11 protein-coding genes are annotated in these 15,868 nt (G+C 68.3%); 9 read left to right on the top strand and 2 right to left on the bottom strand.

Annotation, left to right across the window (positions count from 1 at the left end; translation table 11 throughout):
* The first annotated feature begins 280 nt into the window (after window positions 1-280).
* The 6 genes from ACN26Z_RS02115 (at window position 281) to ACN26Z_RS02090 (ending at window position 9,541) form a co-directional block, all read left to right on the top strand.
* Complete coding sequence (locus ACN26Z_RS02115; protein ID WP_421459741.1) at window positions 281-3,385, top strand: AfsR/SARP family transcriptional regulator; 3,105 nt, start codon at window positions 281-283, stop codon at window positions 3,383-3,385.
* Between the two features lie 199 nt (window positions 3,386-3,584).
* Window positions 3,585-6,656 carry an AfsR/SARP family transcriptional regulator gene (locus ACN26Z_RS02110; RefSeq protein ID WP_421459740.1) on the top strand — a complete coding sequence of 1,024 codons (3,072 nt, stop codon included), beginning with the start codon at window positions 3,585-3,587 and terminating at the stop codon, window positions 6,654-6,656.
* 235 nt (window positions 6,657-6,891) lie between these two features.
* A complete protein-coding gene (moaC, locus tag ACN26Z_RS02105; protein ID WP_093409398.1) occupies window positions 6,892-7,383 on the top strand; it encodes a cyclic pyranopterin monophosphate synthase MoaC in 492 nt (163 codons plus the stop codon).
* Complete coding sequence (locus ACN26Z_RS02100) at window positions 7,380-7,862, top strand: MogA/MoaB family molybdenum cofactor biosynthesis protein (RefSeq protein WP_421459739.1); 483 nt, start codon at window positions 7,380-7,382, stop codon at window positions 7,860-7,862. The genes moaC and ACN26Z_RS02100 overlap by 4 nt, the downstream gene beginning before the upstream one ends.
* Before the next feature lie 9 nt (window positions 7,863-7,871).
* Entirely contained in the window at window positions 7,872-9,128 is a 1,257-nt protein-coding gene (locus ACN26Z_RS02095) for a molybdopterin molybdotransferase MoeA (RefSeq protein ID WP_421459738.1), read from the top strand.
* A complete protein-coding gene (locus ACN26Z_RS02090; RefSeq protein WP_282236360.1) occupies window positions 9,122-9,541 on the top strand; it encodes a molybdenum cofactor biosynthesis protein MoaE in 420 nt (139 codons plus the stop codon). The genes ACN26Z_RS02095 and ACN26Z_RS02090 overlap by 7 nt, the downstream gene beginning before the upstream one ends.
* 8 nt (window positions 9,542-9,549) lie before the next feature.
* Here ACN26Z_RS02090 and ACN26Z_RS02085 read toward each other — a convergent pair whose 3' ends face one another.
* Together ACN26Z_RS02085 and ACN26Z_RS02080 are read right to left on the bottom strand one after the other, a co-directional pair.
* Complete coding sequence (locus ACN26Z_RS02085; RefSeq protein ID WP_282236361.1) at window positions 9,550-10,992, bottom strand: glycosyltransferase 87 family protein; 1,443 nt, start codon at window positions 10,990-10,992, stop codon at window positions 9,550-9,552.
* A 234-nt stretch (window positions 10,993-11,226) separates the two neighbouring features.
* A complete protein-coding gene (locus ACN26Z_RS02080) occupies window positions 11,227-11,772 on the bottom strand; it encodes a DoxX family protein (RefSeq protein WP_093409410.1) in 546 nt (181 codons plus the stop codon).
* Window positions 11,773-11,909: 137 nt separating this feature from the next.
* On the opposite strand from ACN26Z_RS02080, the gene ACN26Z_RS02075 reads away from it, so the two are divergent.
* From ACN26Z_RS02075 to ACN26Z_RS02065, 3 genes are all read left to right on the top strand, one after another.
* Window positions 11,910-12,455 carry a GNAT family N-acetyltransferase gene (locus ACN26Z_RS02075; protein WP_210936253.1) on the top strand — a complete coding sequence of 182 codons (546 nt, stop codon included), beginning with the start codon at window positions 11,910-11,912 and terminating at the stop codon, window positions 12,453-12,455.
* A gap of 107 nt (window positions 12,456-12,562) precedes the next feature.
* Entirely contained in the window at window positions 12,563-14,017 is a 1,455-nt protein-coding gene (locus ACN26Z_RS02070) for a polysaccharide pyruvyl transferase family protein (RefSeq protein WP_421459737.1), read from the top strand.
* Window positions 14,018-14,165: 148 nt separating this feature from the next.
* A complete protein-coding gene (locus tag ACN26Z_RS02065; RefSeq protein WP_282236363.1) occupies window positions 14,166-15,620 on the top strand; it encodes a polysaccharide pyruvyl transferase family protein in 1,455 nt (484 codons plus the stop codon).
* Window positions 15,621-15,868: the final 248 nt, after the last annotated feature.

Genomic DNA, 15,868 nt, shown 5'->3' with positions numbered 1-15,868 from the left:
CTTGGTGTCGGCGGTAACGATCTATGTGCGCGCCGTTCAGTCGCTGCCTTCGGGCCGCCCCCCACTATTGTCCGCTGCGGCGCGACGAGAGGGCATGTGAGGATTAGAGGTACCTGCGGTCTTCAAGTGTTCGCTACGGCGTAACCCGTTTTTCTGCCCAGAGGGCCTTGCTCCGTTCCTCGTCGCTTCTGTTGACCAAGCAGCGACCGAGTGTGACGTACTGGTGTCGGCATCGCTAAGCTGCATACAGTGATCCTTTGAATGCGGTCAGAGGAGCCGGGTGCAGATTCAGGTTCTCGGCGGTCTCGCGGTGCGCCTGGGCTCACAGGCGCTACCGCCTGGAACGCCCAAGCAGCAGACCGTCCTGGCCATGCTCGTGTGCAACGCCGGGCAGTTGGTGTCGGTCGAACAACTCGTCGATGAACTGTGGCTCGAAGACCCACCTCCCTCGGCTATACCGAATGTCCGTACTTATGCGGCTAATTTGCGACGGAGCCTGGAGGCGATGCTTCCCGATCGGGAAGTGCTGATCCGCAGTCGTGACGGTTACCGGCTCGATGTCGAGTGCTCGGACGTGGACCTTTGTGCCTTTCGAGCAGAGGTGGCCGAGGCTCGGCAACTCCTCGGAGCCGACGAGCGGGAGGCGGTGCGACTGGTGTCCCGAGCGCTGGCCCGCTGGCGTGGGCCGATGCTCACCGGGATCGCCCTGGGGCCCCGGCTCTCCGCCCAGGTGGCCGCCGCGACCGAGGATCGGCTGCTGGCCACCGAGCTGTACGCCGAGTTGCAGATCCGGCTCGGCCGCTACGACGAGGCCCTGCCGGTACTGCGGGAGTTGCTTATCAGACATCCGCTGCGGGAACCGGCCCACCTGTTGCTCATGCAGGCCCTCCACGTAGGAGGAGATTCCGCCGGTGCCGTGGCGGCCTATACCGCAGCTCGTCGAACCCTGCGTCAGCAACTGAACGTCGAGCCGGGGGAGGAACTGCAACGGTTGTATCGCCGTATCGCCCGGCCCGACGGCCAGTCTCGCCGAGTCGACACCGCCGGAGCGCCGGGTACGGAGCCATCCGTTGCCGTCGACCAGGAGCAACGACTGCTCTCGCACCTCCCGCGGACGGTCCCGGACTTCGTGGGCCGTGCCGACGCCGTTGAGCACCTACTGTCCACGACTCAGCGGGCCGGCGAGCACAACTGCGCAGTCCACCTAGTCGATGGCATGGCTGGCAGCGGCAAGACGACACTTGCGGTACACGTCGCCAACCGGCTTACCGACCGATTTCCGGACGCCCAGCTGTTCATCGACCTCAAGGGCCACGAACCTGCCGAGAAGCTGGACAGCGCGACGGCTCTGGCGACCTTGCTGCGGCAACTGGGCACACCCGCCGGCCGGATACCGTCGGACCCCGGAGACCGGCTCGACCGGTGGCGCCGCGACCTGGCTGGTCGCAGGGTGATCATCGTGCTGGACAATGCGGCCGACGCCGCGCAGATCCGGCCGCTGCTGCCCACGGTGCCGGGAAGCCTGGTGATCGTGACCTCGCGCCGGCGGATCAACGGGCTGGATGTCGATCCGCCGGTGTCCCTGCCGCTGCTCAAGCCGGCGGAGGGCGTCGCCCTACTGGCCTCAACGGCAGGGGCGGAGCGGGTGGCTGCGGAGCCCGAGGCGGCAGTGGCCGTGGTGGAGAGCTGCGGTCACCTGCCGTTGGCCATCCGGCTGGCCGGTTCGCGGCTCGCGCATCGTCCCAACTGGCAGGTGGCGGATCTGGCGAAGTTGCTGGCAACCAAGGCCCGCCGGCTGGACCACCTCACCTCAGGTGACCGGAGTGTGGCCGGTGCGTTCGCCGCTTCGTACGCCTTGCTGAACGAGCCCGCGCAGCGACTGTTCCGACTGCTCAGCCTGCATCCGGGAGACGAGTTCGGCGTGCTGGCCGCCAGCGCGCTGTCGGGCCTGCCGCTCGACGGCACCGCCGACCTGATCGACGCCCTTCTGGACTCCCACCTGATCGAAGAGTTGACGGCGGGGCGTTATCGGATGCACGACCTCATCCGGCACTACGCCCACGATCTGTCGAATCGCGTAGACCAGGTGAATGAGCGAATGCTGGCGGTGGCGGGCCTTCTCGATCTGATGCTGCATCTCTCTTTTTCGGTGGCCGATATCCTTGAACTGGGCCGCATTCGCCTTCACGTCTCTCTCGATGCTCCGCGTCGACCCGACCTGATTGAGATGGAGAGCGACTCTGCCGAGAAGTGGATGGAGGTCGAACGGGCCAACCTCGTGTTGCTCGTCGATAGAGCCCACGAGTTGGGATTTCGCCAGGAAGCGTGGCGGCTGGCGCGGATTCTGTGGCGGTTTTTGTACACTCGGGGCTGCTACGACGATATCGTCGTGACCAGCCTTCAAGGGCTTGCGGCTGCTGAAGAGATTGGTGACGAGCGGGCCGTGGCCGTGATGCACAACTATCTTGCCTCCGCCTATTTGCGGACCGGAAGCTATCCAGGCGCATTAACGCATCTGAAGAAGGCTGTCGAGATTTGTGAGCGCTGTGGTGATCGATTTAACCTTGCGCGTTATCAGGCTAACCTCGTGGCGGTATATTGGATTCTCGGTGAACCCGAGAAGGCGGTTGCCGTGGCGTTGGAGCGAATGCGGAACCAGATCGTTCCGGACGCTCATGAGACCGCTACCCACCTGCCGAACCTCGGTCTCGCGATGGCACTGCTCGGGAGATACGACGAGGCCCTGCGCGCGCACCGCCTCCACCTGTACCTCGGACGCCAACTTGGTAGCCAGTTCCATATTCTCAACGCGCTCGGTCACATCGGTGCGGTGAAGTGTCGCATGGGGCAGTATGACGTGGCCGCGCGAGCGTTGCGGACGGCCCTCGTCATGCGGCAACGCACCGGACACCGTTACGCGGAACCTGAGGTCCGGAACGACCTTGGGATCGCCCTACGTGGTCTCGGACGCATTACGGAAGCGGTGCTTGAGCATGAAGCCGCCCGGAAAATGGCAGTCGATGCCGGCGAACCTCACGTGGAGGCGGCGGCTTTGAACGATCTCGCGTTGACTCTCGGCGGTTCGGCCGGGGCCGCGAGGTTGATCGAATTGCACCGCGAGGCGCTGCGGGTGGCCACCCGGATAGCTCATCCCTATGAACAAGGGCGAGCCCTGACCGGATTGGCCGAGCACATGTGGTCCATTGATCCGGCGGAGGCACGCCGTCACTGGACACGGGCGTTGGCGATCTTCCGGCGGATGGGGGTGCCAGAGCGGTTTGACGTCGCTCGGCGCTTAGCCGAGGCCGAAGCTCAGGATCCGCCGGGGAAAGAGCCGTCAACTCCGGGTCCGCGAGCCGTCCCCAGCCCGGCGCATCGCTCCTAGACCTTGTCCGAGTGGCTTGTCCGCTGCCGCCTGCCGGCTTGCCAATTCGGCATGGCTAGTTCGCCGCCATTTCGGGCTGTGGCCACGCATTGCCGATGTTGCTGCTGACGTGACCGAGTGTTTGATGCGGCTCGCCTGATCCGATGCGGATTGTTAAGGTGCGCTCACGCGAATGCCCGCCTCACAAGGGGTTCGAGAAGTGAAGATTGAGGTGCTTGGCGGCTTTCGGGTCTCGTTTGGTGCCTCCGAGGTGCACCTCGGTACGCCGAAGCAACGAACCGTCCTGGCCAAGCTGGTGATGAGCCCGAGCCGGACGGTTTCCCTGGAGGAACTGATCGATGAGATCTGGCCCGACGACCCACCGCGTTCGGCCGTACCGAACGTTCGGACCTATGCCGCCAACCTGCGGCGCACCTTCGGGGCGCACGATGCCGGCCAGGGGGTGCTGGTACGTCAGCGCGGCGGGTACCGATTGGAGGTCGCGGCCGACGACGTGGATCTGTTCCACTTCCTTGACCGGGTCGAGCGGGCTCGTCAGCTCAACCACCGCGACGACCCGGGGACCGCGCGGTCGTTGCTGAGCGGTGTGATGCCGCTCTGGTGCGGGCCACCTCTGCTGGGTGTGCCTCTCGGGGCTTCGCTGGCTGCTCACGTGGCGGCCGCCCAGGAACAGCACCTTCTCGCCGTCGAACTCCTCGCGGACCTTCACCTCGCAGCGGACCGCGTCGAGGATGCCGTACCGCTGCTGTGGCGAACGGTTGCGGCCCATCCGACCCGTGAGCCGGCGCTGCTACTGCTGATGAGGGCGCTGCATCGGCGCGGCGACGTAGCCGGCGCGATCTCGGTGTTTCGATCCGCTGCCCGAGTCATGCGGGCCGAACTCGGCGTCGAGCCGGGATCCGATCTTCGGCGACTGCATCAGGAAATGGTCGGGCATCGAGCGGCCCCGGTGTCGGTCTCACCCGGGGCGGGATCCGGAGGCAGCGACGATTCGAGCGCTAGGACCTCGACGACACCTGAGATCGATGGGACGGACTGGGACTGGCTACCGAGACCGGTAGCTCACTTTGTTGGCCGGGAGGCCCTCGTCGAGCGAATGATCGGCCGGAGCCGAGCCGCCGCAGGCCCGGCACCGGTCGTTCACCTGATCGACGGGATGGCGGGAAGCGGTAAGACGACGCTCGCGGTGCAGGTCGCCAGACGCCTGGCCGCTACGTACCCGGATGGTCGACTCTTCATCGACCTGCGCGGTCACGATGAGGGCAACGCGATGGATTCCGCCACGGCCCTCGTGGTGCTTCTCCGCCAGTTGGGTGTGCCGGCCCCCCGAATTCCAGTGGATGTCGATGAACGACGAGGGTTGTGGCGCAGAGAACTGTCCGCCCGCAGTGCGGTCGTCGTGCTCGACAATGCGGCTGACAGTGACCAGGTTGCTCCGCTACTGCCGGTCACCGCCTCGTCGGTCATCCTGGTCACTTCCCGTCGGCGACTTCTCGACCTGGATGTCGGGCCTCCCGAGTCCCTGTCCGTGCTGTCGCCAGAGGAAGGGCTCCGCCTGCTGGCGATCAGCGCTGGAAAAGAGCGGGTGCACGCCGACCCTGAATCCGCCGCAGAGATAGTCCGCAACTGTGGTTATCTGCCGCTGGCGATCCGGTTGGTCGGGTCGCGGCTCGCTCACCGGCGCAATCGCCGGCTTGTCGACCTGGCCGGTCGTCTGGCCGCGAACGAGTCAGGGCTGGCCAGCTTCGGCACGGGTGAACGCAGCGTCGCCGCCGCCTTCACCGCCTCGTACGAGCCGTTGAACGAGGTGAGTAAACGGGTTTTCCGCCTACTGGGTCTCCATACCGGGCACTACTGCATCAGCATGGTCGCGGCGATGTCCGGTCTGTCCTACGCGAAAGCCGGGCAGATCCTCGACGATCTGGTCGACCGTCACCTGCTGGAAGAATCGGATAGTAGTCGCTTTCGAATGCACGACCTGGTTCGACAGTTCGCTCGCGAGAAGTGCCTGGAGACAGATTCAGAGGAGATGCGAAGGGCTGCACTCGCCAGTCTGCTTGATCAGGTCATGCAACTGTCGATCGCCGCCACGAAGTCATTGAACAGTATCATGGACATTTACGCGGACATCGGCGACGTGGTGCCGGAGCGCCCCGATCTCTCACCCGGATCCGAGACGGTCGATATCAACTGGGTCGAGCGGGAGCGAAGTAATCTGAATCTCCTCATCGAGCTGGCGGCGAAAAATTCCTTCCATGGTTATGCTTGGAAGATAGCGCGAGTGCTGTGGCGCTTCTACTATGTGCGCGGGTACTTCGAAGATATTCGGCGAACGCATGAACTGGGGCTCGCCGCCGCAGAGCAATTGGGGGACAGTCGGGCAGTAGGCATCATGAACAACTATCTCGCCTCGGCGCTGACCAAAACCGGTTTCTATCACCCGGCGATTAAGTGTTTGGAAAGAGCGTTGGTGGCGGCTGAAGCGGCAGGCCGCCGTGAAGACATCGCCCGGATCCGGGGAAACCTGAGCGTGGCACACTGCATGATGGGTGATTTCCAGGTGTCCGCCGATCTCGCACTGGCAGCACTGCGCGACCTTCCGATGCGGCAGATCGGTCGGGTTCGGACACATCTGCCGAACGTCGGTATCGCCCTCACCTGCTTGGGGCGCTATGAGGAAGCGCTGCGGGTACATCGCCTTCATCTGCTCTTGGCGCGGGTGGAAGGCGACCGCTACCAGATCGCCAACACGTTGAGCCACATCGCCGCCGTTCGGACCCGAAAGGGCGAGCACGTTCAGGCGCTACGGTTGCTGCGATCCGCCATGATCCTCTACGCCGAGACGGGCCATCGATACGGAGAGGCCGACGCGCGCAACGTGATGGGTGTGGCTTATCGCGGCGTGGGCCGGCTCGCGGAGGCCCGGCGGCAGCACGAACTGGCGCTGGAACTCACCGGCCATTCGGCCGAGCGGCAGGCGGAGTGCACTGCGTTGAACGAGTTCGGCCTGACGCTGGCGGCCGACGGCGACATCGACGGCGCCTTGCGGGCACACCGGCGAGCGCTTGATCTGGCGGTGCGGATCGACAACCGTTACGAGCAGGCCCGGGCGTTGGCCGGTCTGGCCGAGCACCTGTTGAGCGTGGACCCGACCGAAGCCCGGCGACATCTGGAACGGGCACTGGTGCTCATCGTGGCGACCGGAGCACCGGAGCGGTTCGAGATCGAGCGCCGTCTCGCCGCGCTGAAGCAGGGCACACCGATCTGCTGATCGCCGGATCTCGCTGGCCATCGTCCTTATCGATTTCTTATCGCCGAGGTCGCTAGCCTCCCGGATGTTCGCCGACGGGGGGAGATCCGACAGTTGCCGGATCTCGTCGCGACCCCTGCCGCCGGGTGTTCCCCAGCAGCCCGAGGCAGGCTGGTGAGGAAGGGGCGGCGTCCCCGCGCCGCTCCTTCCGAGCCACGGAACCGTCCTGTCACACGACGGGGATAGGCTCGCGACCGTGACCGAACCCGCCCAGCTCACCCACGTCGACACCACCGGCGCGGCGCGCATGGTCGATGTCTCCGCGAAACAGGTCACCGGCCGGGTGGCGACGGCCGCCGGCCGGCTGCGGACCACCCCTGAGGTGATCGACCTGCTCCGTGGGGAGGGGCTGCCCAAGGGCGACGCCCTGGCGGTCGGGCGGCTGGCCGGGATCATGGGGGCGAAGCGCACTCCCGACCTGATCCCGCTCTGCCACCCGATCGCGCTCCACGGAGTCACCGTCGACCTGGCGCTTACCGACGACAGCGTAGAGATCACCGCCACCGCCCGCACCGCCGACCGCACCGGCGTGGAGATGGAGGCGCTGACCGCGGTCGCGGTCGCCGGGCTGGCTCTCGTCGACATGGTCAAGGCCGTTGATCCGGCAGCCAGCGTCGACGCGGTCCGGGTGCTACGCAAGGAGGGCGGGAAGACCGGTCTGTGGGAGCGCCCGGAGGACCGGTCGTGATCCGCGCCCGGGTGGTGGTTGCCTCCAACCGCGCCGCCGCCGGTGTCTACGCCGACACCAGTGGTCCGCTCCTCGTCGCCGGTCTGCGGGAGTTGGGCTGCACGGTGAGCGAACCGGTGGTCGTGCCGGACGGCGAGCCGGTCGGCCAGGCAGTCCGGGCGGCCGTGGTGGACGGCTTCGACGTGGTGCTGACCAGTGGTGGCACCGGGATCACCCCCACCGACCGCACCCCCGACGTGACCCGGGCCCTGCTCGACTACGAGATTCCCGGCATCGCCGAGGCGATCCGAGCGTACAGCCGCGACAAGGTGCCCACCGCCGCGCTGTCCCGCGGGGTGGCCGGCGTGGCCGGTCGCACGCTCGTGGTCAACCTGCCCGGGTCGACCGGCGGAGCGCGGGACGGTCTCGCCGTACTGGGGCCGATTCTGGCCCACGCCATCGACCAGTTGCGTGGTGGCGACCACTTGGCGGCCGGTTAGGCTCGGCCGGTGAGAACGGAAGCCGCCTCCACCGACGAGGTCTCCGCGCCACCACCGGCAGACTGGGCGCAGGCCCGATCCCTGGTGTACGCGGCCGGCCTGGCCGCCGCGCTGCCCGCCGTCGAGCGTCTGCTCGCCGGGACTGACGGGCACACCCTCGCCGAACCGCTCACCCCGCGGACCGACCTGCCGGCGTTTCCGACGTCGAGCGTGGACGGCTGGGCGGTGCGTGGTGCCGGCCCGTGGCGGGTCGTCGGGCGCGTCCTGGCGGGTGGTGCGCCTGCCCCGTTGACCGAGGACGGGACGACTGTCGAGATCGCCACCGGGGCGATGGTGCCGGCGGGTGCCTCCGCAGTGCTCCGGGTGGAGGAGTCGAGGCGTACGCCGGAGGGGTTGGTCGACGGCGTGCCACGCGCCACGCCGGAGTGGCGGCAGCCCGGCGAAGAGGCCACCGCCGGTGAGGAACTGCTGCCGGCCGGGACACCGGTCGACCCGGCGGTGATCGGCCTGGCCGCCTCCTGCGGCCACGACACGCTGCGGGTACGCCGGCAGCCCCGGGCCGCGCTGCTGGTCTTCGGCGACGAGTTGCTCACGGCAGGACAGCCGGGTGCCGGGCGGGTCCGTGACGCGCTGGGCCCGGCGGTGCCGGGTTGGCTCCGCCGGTACGGCTGCCAGGTGGATCCGAACAGCGTGGTCGGCCCCGTCGCGGACACGCTCCCCGCCCACGTGGCGGCGCTGCGTGCCGCCCTGGACAACGCCGATCTGGTCTGCACCACCGGCGGCACCATGCACGGTCCGGTCGATCACCTGCACCCGGCGTTGGCGTCGTTGGGCGCCGACTACGTGGTCAACACGGTCGCGGTGCGTCCCGGCTTCCCGATGCTGCTGGCCCGGTTGGTCGGTGCCGACGGGCAGGTCCGGTTCGTGGCCGGGCTGCCGGGCAATCCGCAGTCCGCCGTCATCGCGGTGGTGTCGCTTGTCGCCCCGCTGCTGGCCGGGCTCGCGGGTCGGTCGTTGCCGACGCTTCCGCACGCCGTCCTCGCCGAGCCCGTAGCCGGTCGTGGCGACCACACCCACCTGGCGCTGGTCCGACTCGACCGGGCCGCCGGGACAGCCCATCCGGTCCGGCACGTCGGTTCGGCCATGTTGCGTGGGCTCGCCAGCGCCGACGGGTTCGCGGTGATCGACCCCGGCACCACCGGCTCGGTGGGTGACCGGGTTCCGATCGTGCCGTTGCCACTGCTACCCGGGGAGCGGGCATGGTGACCGTCATCAGCAGCGTCACCGACCAGCCACTGGATCTCGCCGCGCACGAGGCGGCGGTCGCCGACCGTCGGGCCGGTGCGGTGGTGTCGTTCGTCGGGGTGGTACGCGATCACGACCACGGACGGTCGGTGGACAGTCTGGAGTACGAAGGCCACCCGAACGCCGAGAAGGTGCTCCAGGAGGTTGCCGACGAGGTCGCCGCCGACCCCGACGTGTACGCCGTGGCGATCTCACACCGGATCGGCCCCCTGGCCATCGGCGACGTGGCCCTGGCGGCGGCGGTCAGCACCGCCCACCGGGCCGCCGCGTTCGCTGCCTGCGCCCGGTTGGTGGACGAGGCGAAGGCCCGGCTGCCGATCTGGAAGCGGCAGGTCTTCACCGACGGCACCGAGGAATGGGTCAACTGCCCCTGACGGGTGGGCTACCGCCGTCCGTACAGCATCGACGCACGTGCCGCCCGGTCGGTGTGGAACGCCGGTTCCGCGCCGGGCCGCCAGGGCAGTGCGGCGACCAGCAGGATCAGCGCCAGCGCCAGAGAGTTCTCCATCAACGCGCCGAACAGACCGTCCTGGTAGTGGGAGACCTCCGGCAGCTGGTGTTCGTACGGCCAGATCGGGGAGATCAGGAAAAGCAGGTAGAGCCCGATCGCGGCGAAGCCGTGGCGGAACCCGGTAAGCGTCGGGTACCAGATCGGTGGACGGAGAGTGGACACTCCCGGCGGACCGCCGTACGGCGCTGACGTGGATCGCGCAACCGGTGCTCGGCTGGCTTCGTGCCGACGGATCGCGGCGTCGGCCAGGACGATGATTGCCGGGATCACCCAGACGAGGTGGTGCGTCCAGGAGATCGGGCTGATCACGTTGGCGGTCAGGCCCACAAGCGTGAAGGCGGTCAGTTCGTCGCCGTCGGAGTGGGCGTTTGAGGCCCGGGACAGGCCGAGCGCCAGCACCAGCACGGAGAAGGCGAGCCAGAGCAGGCCGGGGGTCTCGATCGAGTCGTAGAGCCGGGCCAGCAGGCCGGCCAGCGACTGATTGGGCGTCATGTCGGCGGCGCCCACCCGCTCGGTCTGCCACAGCACGCTGCCGAAGTAGTCCCGGGACTCGGCGCCGACGATGCCGAAGCTGCCGATGGTCACCCCGACGGCGGTGCCGATGGCCGTCCAGGCCACCCGCCACTGTCGAGTGATCATCAAGTAGAAGATGAAGAGGGCCGGGGTCAGCTTGACGGCGGTGGCGAGGCCGATGCCCACGCCGGCCCACGCGCCGCCGTAGATGAACCGCAGCAGCGGGCCGTCACCCTCGGCCTGGTGGGTGCCCCGGCGCGACCGCCAGCGCAGGGCGATCAGGTCGGCCAGGATCAGGGCGAACAACAGCAGGTTGACCTGCCCGTAGCCGAGGGTCTCCCGGGTGGGTTCGATGGCAGCGGCCAACGGCGTCGCGATGGCCACCGTGTACCACAGTGGCCAGCCCAGCCGGTCGACGATCGGGCGTAGCAGCGCGGCCAGCACCACGGCCAGCGCGGCGATGCTCACCGCGGCGTTCACCAGACCGGCCAGGGTGACCGGCAGGTGCGCCATCGGCAGCATGGCCAGCCCGGCGAAGGGTGGGTAGGTGAACCCCAGGGTTGTGTCGGGCGCGACGAACTCGTACAGCTCGTGACCGCTCGCCCACCAGACCACCGCGCCGTGGTAGATCTTCATGTCGAAGAAGTTGTACGGACGCCCGAAAGCGCCGATGGCAAGCCATGCGGCGTAGGCGACGGCGGCCACGATGCCCGCCCGTACGACTGTCCTACGATCGATCCCACGCGTTACGCGACGGACTGTGGCGAGGCGGTCCAGCCCTCTACCGACGATCGTCGGCATGGCGTGGCCACCCCCGTACCAAGGTCGTCCTACCCGTCCAGGTCCAGTACGGAGCCTAGAACGGCGCCTCACGTCAGTGCCTCCCGCGTTATGCGACCGTGTCCGATCCCACACATTCTTTTGACATTTCCACCGCGTTAACGCCTACCGGGCGGTTCAGGTGATTCGCGGCCTTAGCCCAGGTGGGGGTGGTTGGATCGCAGCTCAGCGGGGGTGGGGTGGCACGCGTACGGCTCAGCCGGGGAGTCGCCGGGCGGCGGAGGCCGATCGCACGGCGATCCGGGCCTCCCGGCGGGCGGTCCGGACCGCGCGGCGTACCGACCGTCGTGAGTGGCCGATGCGGTGACCGGCCCGCCAGCGTAGCCCGGGCTTACCCTCCGTGTCCGCCGCAGCGAGCAACAACCCACCGAAGAGACCGAGGTTCTTCAGGAAGTGGATCTGGTTGTTGTTCTTCGCGATCGGGTCGTCGTTGCGCCAGAAGGGGTGCCCGGCGAGGGTGACCGGGATCAGCGTGCCGGCCAGCACCAGGGCCGCCGGCCGGGTGAACCGCCCGGTGGCCAGCATCAGCCCGGCGCCGAACTGCACGGCCGAGTTGGCGCGGATCAGGGTTTCAGTATCCGTGGGGAGCTGCGGATGCACCCGTTCCAGCAGCGGTGTCACCCGATCGGTGACCGGTTTCGCGGTGGGTGCCAGGCGGCCGGGGTTGGCGAAGTTGCGGGCGCCGCTGACCACGAAGATGCCGCTCAACATGGCGCGGGCGAGGGATCGTACGGGCGTCATGGAACAGTCATACCCTGTCCAGGGTGTTGCTACGCCCCGCAACGGGGTATGTCGATCGATCGAGTGCGTTGGTGACGGCGCGCCCGGGTTCGAGGACCGTCGCGGATGGACGCGTCCTCCGGGGTACCCTACGCCGCGTGACGACCCTGCGGCTGCGACCCGAGGACCCGGCCGACACCGGCGCGATCCGTCGGGTGCTGGCCGCGGCCTTCGCCCGGCCCGACGTGGCCGTCCCGCCGGAGGTACGCCTCGTCGATGAGTTGCGCGGCAGCGACGCGTGGCTGCCGGAGCTGGCGATGGTCGCCGAGTACGGCGGGGAGATCGTCGGTTGTGCCCTGCTCACCCGGGTGGTGGTCAACTCGGGCACGGCCAGCACGCCAGCGCTCGCGATGGGTCCGGTTGCGGTGGCGCCGCACCGGCAGCGGATCGGGCTCGGCACGTCGGTGGTGCAGGCCGCCCTGGAAGCGGCGACCGAACTCGGCGAGCGGCTGGTGGTGGTGCTCGGCGATCCGGCCTACTACCGGCGCTTCGGCTTCAGCCGCGCGGACCAGTTGGGCCTGACCAGTCCCTGGTCCGGCCTTGGTGAGCCGTGGCAGGCGTTGATCTTGCCGCCGGCGACCAGCGGCGAGCCGTCGCCTCCCCGGGGCGAGGTCATCTTCCCGCCGCCGTGGTCGAAGGTCTGACCTCTTCCTTCTCACCGGCAGCAGGTGGCGGGCGACGACGGGGTTGGCTAGCATCGAGCATCTTTCGGCTACCCCCCTCGTACCCCGCACCCGGAGGCTCCGACCCGATGACCCGTGTCCTGCTGCGCTCTGCCAAGGACCCCTTCACCCCGGTCAGCCCGGAGCACTCCCTCGCGCTCTACAAGCAGGGCATTTTCGGGCGGAACGTGGGCAACCTCGTCTTCACCGAGGCGGTGCACAAGCTGATCAGCGTGCCGGGGACGGAGGTCGTGTCCAACTCCTTCCTCAGCGAACGGCCCGGCGTGGACCAGGCGTACGTGGACCGGATCAACGAGCAGTTCGACATGTTCGTGGTGCCCCTGGCAAATGCCTTCCGGCCGACCTTCCTGGAAAACCTCAAGCGCCTCACCTGGGTGATCGAGAACCTGCGGATTCCGGTCGCGGTGGTGGGCGTCGGCGTCGCGGGTGCCGGAGGGAGCCTCGACAACCCGTTCCCGCCGGCTACCGACGAGATGAGCGGGGCGGTGCGCCGATTCGTGCGCGCGGTGCTCGCCAGGTCGGCGACGATCGGCGTACGTGGCGAGATCACCGCCGCCTACCTTGCCGAGCTGGGGTTCGGTGACGACGTGGTCGAGGTCGTGGGCTGTCCGTCGCTGTTCCGGGACGGCCCGAACCTGAGGATCACCAAGCGGGTGGCCGAGCTGACGCCGCAGAGCAGCTTCACGATCAACATCTCCCCGTACGTGCTGCTGATGGACGAGGTCGCGACCCGACACGCCAAGCGCTACCCGAACATGGTCTACCTGCCGCAGGACGACACCGACCTCAGGCTGTTGCTGTGGGGGGTCGAGCCGGACAACGTCCGCCCGGGGATGCCGCACCACACCGCCCACCAGCTCTACCGGGAGGACCGCATCCGGTTCTTCGTCGATGCCTCGACCTGGATGCGCTACCTGTCGGAGCGGGAGTTCTCCTTCGGCACCCGGATCCACGGCAACATCGTGGCGCTGGCCGCCGGGACGCCGGCCCACGTCCTCGTGCACGACAGCCGGACCCTGGAACTGGCCCGGTACCACGACATTCCGCACACCATGGTCCCCGGCCTGAGTCCGGAGGTCGACGCCGCGGACCTCTACGCGCAGTCCGACTACACCGCGTTCAATGCCGGGCACACGCAGCGCTGGGACCGCTTTGCCGGCTTCCTGGAGCGCAACGGCATCGAGCACATCTTCCAGCCCGGAAGGGCCAACCCGGATTACGACAAGCGGCTGGACGCCGTTGGGCTGGCGCCGCCGGTGACCACGCTGATGACCACCGATCCCGAAGCCCGGGAACGGATCACCGCCCGGGTTGCGGAACTCTACGCGCTGGGTGGCCTCCGCTCGCTGCGCAAGGCACACAAGCCGCATATCCCGTTCCCACACACCGCTGCGCCGAAGGAGGCGGTGGCGTCCGGCGAGCGGCGGCCCGTACCGTCCGCAGTGCGGCACCTGCCGGCACCTGTGCGGTCCGCGCTGCGCCGCAGTCGCGCGCTCGCTGGTCGGCTCCGCCGCCAGTCCTGAAGGCACCGCGCGCCCTGGGCCCGCGACACTGACGCGTGCCCAGGGACTCGGGATGGTCTCATCTGCGCGCTCAACGGGCAGGATCGCCGGTGCGTTGTTAACGTCGAATGCCTCGCCCGACCCACACCCCTCGGCGTGGAGATGACCAATGCCTCGTGTTCTGCTGCGTTCCGCCAAGGATCCCTTCACCCCGGTGAGCCCGGAGCTCTCCCTCGCGCTCTACAAGCAGGGCATCTTCGGGCGCAACGTCGGCAACCTCGTCTTCGCCGATGCGGTGCACAAGCTGATCAGCGTTCCGGGGACCGAGGTGGTGTCCAACTCGTTCCTGAGCGAACGGCCCGGCGTGGACCGCGCGTACGTGGATCGGGTCAACGAGCAGTTCGACATGTTCGTGGTGCCGCTGGCCAACGCCTTCCGGCTGAGCTTTCTGGAGAATCTCAAGCGCCTCACCTGGGTGATCGAGCGGTTGCGGATCCCGGTCGTGGTGATCGGCGTCGGCGTCGCGGGCGGCGCGGGCAGCCTCGACGATCCGTTTCCGCCGCCGACCGACGAGCTGCGTGTGGCGGTGCGCCGGTTTGTCCGCGCGGTGCTCGACAAGTCGGCGACGATCGGCGTACGCGGTGAGTTCACCCGCGCCTACCTCGCCGAGCTGGGCTTCGGTGACGACGTGGTCGACGTCGTGGGCTGTCCGTCGCTGTTCCGCGACGGCCCGAATCTCCGGATCACCAAGCGGGCGCCCGAGATCACCCCGGAGAGCCGTTTCACGATCAACATCTCGCCCTACGTGAAGCTGATGGACCGGATCGGTACCCGGCACGCCAAGCGCTACCCGAACATGGTCTACGTGCCGCAGGGCGACGAGGTGCTCGAACTGCTCCTGTGGGGGGTCCACCCGGGCAACGTGCGCCGAGGGCTGCCGCACCACCCCGGTCACCAGCTCTACCGGGAGGACCGCATCCGGTTCTTCGTCGACACCTCGACCTGGATGCGCTACCTCGCGGAGCGCGACTTCTCCTTCGGCACCCGGATCCACGGCAACATCGCGGCGCTGTCCGCCGGCACGCCCGCATACGTGCTGGCGCACGACAGCCGGACCCTGGAGCTGGCCCGATACCACGACATCCCGCACAGCCTGGTCCCCAGCCTGACTCCGGAGGCCGACGCCGCCGATCTTTACGCCGCGGCCGACTACACCGCCTTCAACGCCGGGCAGGCGCAGCGCTGGGACCGCTTTGCCGACTTCCTTGAGCGCAACGGCATCGAACACATCTTCCAGCCCGGCAAGGCCGACCCCGGATACGAGGCCCGGCTGGCTGCTGCGGACCTGCCGCCGCCGGTGACCACGCTGATGACCACCGATCCGGAGGCCAGAGAGCGGATCGTCGCCCGGGTGGCGGAGCTTTACTCGCTCGGCGGCGTCCAGGCGTTGCGCGAGGCGCATCAGCCGCAGATCCCCTTTCCGCACACCAAAGCGCTGCGCAAGGGGCAGGCACCGGGTGAACGGTTGCCCGCTGGCACCGCCGTGCGGCATCTACCGGTCCCGGTGCGGTCCGCGCTGCACCGCAGCCGTACGCTCACCGATCGAATTCGCCGCATGCCCTGAGGAAGCGCGTACGCGCTCCGAGACGGACCTCCGGGCGGCTCACCGGGTTGATCTCGCCGCCGGGCGTCGGGCGGCGTACGGGACCGGTGGCACGTTGACCTGGCGCATCCCCGCCGGCATGACGAACAACTGGCGCTTCTCGATCGCGTCGCCGTGCCGGTCGAGCTGGTAGCAGTCGATCCACGCCGGGCGGGACGGTCGGAGTGCCGTCCTCCCGCCGGCCGGTCACCGGCCATCGCGGTGGGGCT

Origin of the sequence: Verrucosispora sp. WMMD703 (assembly GCF_049178935.1) — a bacterium.
In the GTDB taxonomy this organism is placed as follows: Bacteria; Actinomycetota; Actinomycetes; order Mycobacteriales; family Micromonosporaceae; genus Micromonospora; species Micromonospora sediminimaris.
Note: the sequence above shows the minus strand (reverse complement) of the source record. Positions and strands in the feature narration are given on the sequence as shown.

Bases quoted from the DNA above. Each gene is read 5' to 3' on its own strand.
- ACN26Z_RS02090 (WP_282236360.1), top strand. From the start codon at position 9,122: ATGGTGACCGTCATCAGCAGCGTCACCGACCAGCCACTGGATCTCGCC.
- ACN26Z_RS02085 (WP_282236361.1), bottom strand. From the start codon at position 10,992: ATGCCGACGATCGTCGGTAGAGGGCTGGACCGCCTCGCCACAGTCCGT.
- ACN26Z_RS02080 (WP_093409410.1), bottom strand. From the start codon at position 11,772: ATGACGCCCGTACGATCCCTCGCCCGCGCCATGTTGAGCGGCATCTTC.
- ACN26Z_RS02070 (WP_421459737.1), top strand. From the start codon at position 12,563: ATGACCCGTGTCCTGCTGCGCTCTGCCAAGGACCCCTTCACCCCGGTC.
- ACN26Z_RS02065 (WP_282236363.1), top strand. From the start codon at position 14,166: ATGCCTCGTGTTCTGCTGCGTTCCGCCAAGGATCCCTTCACCCCGGTG.